This window comes from Stieleria sp., assembly GCF_041595215.1.
Taxonomy (GTDB): Bacteria; Planctomycetota; Planctomycetia; order Pirellulales; family Pirellulaceae; genus Stieleria; species Stieleria magnilauensis.
In genome coordinates, this window is the sequence record NZ_JBFHKV010000856.1 from 1 (window position 1) to 3,857 (window position 3,857).

The following is a 3,857-nucleotide window of genomic DNA, read 5'->3' on the forward strand; positions in this document are numbered from 1 at the left end:
AGCGGGTCACTATTCCGTCAAGACGGGCGGAGAGTTCAATGCAGTGGAAGAGATCGCGCAAATCGCCAGCACCGTCCGCACCGATGACGGGGACAACAGCGTTCCGCTGACGGAATTCGGGCTGACGATCCAGCGCGGGTACGAGGACCCGGCCAGTTACATCTGTCGCGTCGGCGATGCGTCGGGGTCCACCGGCGCCGTGATGCTGGGAATCACGATGAAATCGGGCGCGAACATCATCGACGTGTGCCGCGATGCCAAGCAACGCGTCCACGAATTGATCGAACTGCAACAGCGATTGCCACCGGATGTTGCCGTGACAGCCATTTCCGATCAATCGGAAAGCGTGACGAAAAAGATCCGCGATGTCATCATCAACGTGGTCGAAGCGGTTTTGATCGTGATCGCCATCGTCTATCTCGTGGTCGGTTTTCGAACCGCTTTCGTGATGGCCGCCAACATCCCGATCGTCGTGATCCTCTCCATCGGCTTGGTCGCGGTCTTCGGCGTCCAACTGGAACAGATCTCGCTCGCCGCCCTGGTCATTTCGCTGGGGTTGCTCGTCGACAATGCCGTCCAGGTCTGTGACCAAGCCCGGACCAATCAGATCGCCGGCATGGCACCGTTTCCCGCAGCCATCGACGGCGCCAACACGCTGGCCATCCCGATGCTGGTCGGCACGCTGACGACGATGGCGGCGTTCATCCCGATGCTGTTTTCGCTCGAAGGAGGCGGTAAAGAATATGTATACAGCTTGCCGGTGACCGTCTCGACCACCCTGGCGCTCAGCTGGTTGCTGGCGATGACCTTTTGCGTGATCCTGGCCGGGTTGTTGATCCGTGCGCCTCAGCAAGATCAAACCGGCTCCCCGGTCGTGTCGTGGTTGCGGCGACTTTCGATAGGGTTCCCACGTTTCCGGCGCCGGCACGCGGTCGCTTCCGGAGAACAGCACGGTGAACCAGAACGAGGCGGCAATCACGCCTTTAACCTATACACGCTCGTCGGTCGCCGGGCCGTTGACGCCAAATGGCTGACCGCTGTGGCCACTGCGGCATTGGTCGTCGCGATCTTGATGTTGCCCGTCAGTTCCGAGTTCTTTCCCGAAGCCGCCGGAACCCAGTTTGCGGTCAAAGTCATCCTGCCGGAAACCGCGACGATCGAGCAAACCGATGCGGCGGCTCGCCGAGTCGAATCGATCCTGCAAAAACTCAGCCGCGCCCCCGGCGAGAACTCCGAGCGTCTGAGAGCCTACCGGACTCTGGTCGGTGGCGGAGGCTCACGATGGCACCTGGGTTGGGATCCCGAACCCCAATCACGGTCGTTCGCCGAAATCTTGGTCCGCACCACCGACGACTCGGTAACGAAAGCGTATGCCCAGCGTGTCCGCGAGGTGGCCGAGCGCGGCGATGCAACTCTCGGAATCGCCCCCATCGTCGGCGCCAGAGTCGTCCCGGTTCAATTGGCACTCGGACCGCCGGCCGATCCGCTCGTCCTGCGCATCTCCGGAAACGGTTTTGCCGATCCCACCATCCTCCGCAACACCGCCGATCGCCTCAAGCGACTCGTCGCCGAGCAACCCGAAACCTGGGACGTGAATGATTCCTGGGGCGTCGACGGCTACCAGATCCGGGTCAACGTCCATCAAGACCAAGCCGTGCTCGCGGGCGTCACGAATTCGCAAATCGCCAAAACCCTGACGTCCTATTATTCAGGGCTCCAATTGACCACGTTTCGCGAAGGTGACCATCAAGTTCCCGTCTACTTTCGTCTCCGCGCCGGCCAGCGTGAATCGATCGCCGGGCTTCAAGAGTCCTACGTCGAGGGAGACCGCGGCAAGGTTCCGTTGGCATCGATCGCCAGTTTGGAACCCACGTTTGAACTGGCCCGAATCGAACGCCGCAAGATGAATCGCACGATCGAGGTCAGTTCCAGGATGGAGCCGGGAGTGACGGGAAACGACGTCGTGTCACGCATCTTGAAGTCCGAAGAGTTGCAGCTGATTCGCAACAGTCTGCCGGCCGGTTACACCATCGAACCCGGCGGAGCCTATGAGGAAAGCGCCGAAGCCGGTGGGCAAATGATGCTGTCCTTTTTGATCTCGTTCTTGTTGATCGTTTTGTGTTTGATCTTCCAGTACAACGGTTGGTCGAAACCGTTGATCATTCTCTCCACGCTGCCGTTGGCGTTGGTGGGTGCCTGGCTGGGCTTGTTCTTGTCCGACAAGTCATTGGGGTTCATGCCCCAATTGGGAATCCTCGCGCTGTTCGGAATTGTGCTCAACACGGCCATCATCTTTGTCGAGTTCGCGGACATCTTGATCACGCAAAGGGCGACCGAGAAACAGCACGCCGGCACCGCCGACGGCCCCATCCTGGGCCTATCGGTCGATGAGTTCCGCGACTGTCTGATCGAAGCCGGCAGACAACGCATGTTGCCGATCTTCCTCACCACGGCAACGACCGTCGGCGGGTTGATCCCCCTGGCGCTCAGCGGAGGTCCACTTTGGGAAGGCCTGGCGTGGTGCATGATCGTCGGCTTGCTGCTGACGACGGTCCTGACGCTGTTTGTCGTTCCCGCCTTCTATGCGATCCTGGTGGAAACGTTCGGGGTCAGCCCGGTGGTGTTGCCGGCCGCGGAAACCGGAACCCCACCATCCAACCCGGCGAGCCCTTGACGCATGAACTGGCAACGGGCCAGACGCCCTGAACAAAAAGCCGAACGGATCGCAGCGATCCTCGATGCGGCGGCCGAACTGTTTGACGACAACGAGTTCGATGCGATCTCCATGCGCGACGTGGCCGATCACGCGGGCCTCGGAAAAGCCAGCTTGTATCACTACTTTAAAACCAAAGAAGAAGTCTTTCTCACCTTGTACCGTGAAGAGCTCGGGCGGTGGCTGGAAAGTGTGACGATGGGTCTGGGACGACTGCGGAAACCGACCCCCAAACGAGTCGCCGAGGTGCTCACGTCGGCACTCCAGCGGCACGAGCGGTTCTGTCGGTTGAAGGTCCTGTTCGCATCGGTCCTGGAACGGAATCTGTCGCAGGAGTTTTTGATCGAATACAAACGTTCGCTGGTGGGGCCGGTCGAAGCATTCGCCGCTACGATCAAGTCAGTCACGCCACACTTTTCCAGCGAAGACGCGAAAGCGTTTGCGTTTCAGCATCATGCCTTGGTGGCCGGACTTTGGCCGATCGCCCACCCGTCACCCCAGGTCGAATCGGTCCTGCAGGCGTTCGAATTCCAAGGCTTCCGCACCGAGTTTGCTCCCCTACTGATTCGAACCTTCGTGAACCTGCTCTCGCCGATCGATTGATCCGCTGGGCTTGGTCGGCCCCATCGTCTTGCCCCCATCGTCACCGATCCACCACCCCACACGGTGCCCCCCAACTCTCCACATCGGGTGATACGGGCACCACATTCGCGACTTGCCGCTTCTGTCCCAGGCGAATTTAGGCGCCTGCGGGAATCGGATCGGATAACCTAGGGCTCGCCGTCAAGCCTTGGCGGCCCTCCTCAGCTCTTCTGTCTTCTCCTGCTTCGCTCATCGATTCGCCTCCATGATGCCCCTTCTGCACCAAGCCTCGGCGTCTCGAAATCGCCGCCGCAACAACGATCGCACGATTCGACGTCAACGTCTTTCATCACGGATCGAGCAACTGGAACGGCGAGACTTGCTGGCCTTCGACATCAGCCTGTTCGCGGACATCAACCAACAGGGTGTTTCGTCCGCCATCGACAACGTGGTGGAATTCAAAGGCGAGGCATTCTTCGTCGCCGATGACGGACGTAGCGGAAGTGAACTTTGGACGAGTGACGGCACGATCGACGGCACCCGCCAGGTCGCCGATTTGTTG

General features: G+C 60.1%; 3 protein-coding genes. All 3 read left to right on the forward strand.

The window, feature by feature from the left end; genetic code table 11:
* On the forward strand, nt 1-2,674 hold a 2,674-nt coding region (locus tag ABX749_RS25250; RefSeq protein ID WP_372898442.1), incomplete at its 5' end, for an efflux RND transporter permease subunit.
* 3 nt (nt 2,675-2,677) lie between these two features.
* Nucleotides 2,678-3,316, forward strand: coding sequence for a TetR family transcriptional regulator (locus ABX749_RS25255; protein ID WP_372898443.1), 639 nt, complete (start codon nt 2,678-2,680; stop codon nt 3,314-3,316).
* A gap of 244 nt (nt 3,317-3,560) precedes the next feature.
* Nucleotides 3,561-3,857: hypothetical protein (locus ABX749_RS25260; protein WP_372898444.1), on the forward strand; the 297-nt coding region annotated here is incomplete at its 3' end.